Below are 333 nucleotides of genomic sequence, written 5' to 3'. Positions count from 1 at the left end.
GGCTACGTGTGGCTGTTCCGCGGCACACCGGTCATCCTGCAACTGCTGCTGTGGTTCAACCTGGCGCTGGTGTTTCCGACGCTCGGCATCCCCGGGCTGTGGGAAGCCAAGACGGTGAACGTGATGACGCCTTTCCTCGCCGCGCTGCTGGGCCTGGGCATCAACCAGGGCGCCTACACCTCCGAGGTGGTGCGCGCCGGGCTGCTGTCGGTCGACGTGGGCCAGTACGAAGCCGCCAAGTCCATCGGCATGCCGCGCCTGCTGGCGCTGCGCCGCATCATCCTGCCGCAGGCGATGCGCGTGATCATCCCGCCGATCGGCAACGAGTTCGTC

Annotated in this window: 1 protein-coding gene; it reads left to right on the top strand. The window is 67.6% G+C overall.

Annotated elements, in window-relative coordinates; translation table 11 throughout:
• Positions 1-333 (top strand): ABC transporter permease subunit (locus CVH10_RS18895; RefSeq protein ID WP_146143072.1); only part of this gene is annotated, 333 nt, incomplete at both ends.

Origin of the sequence: Halomonas sp. ND22Bw (genome assembly GCF_003011945.1) — a bacterium.
Taxonomy (GTDB): Bacteria; Pseudomonadota; Gammaproteobacteria; order Pseudomonadales; family Halomonadaceae; genus Halomonas; species Halomonas halophila.
This window is presented reverse-complemented; position numbering and strand designations above follow the sequence as displayed.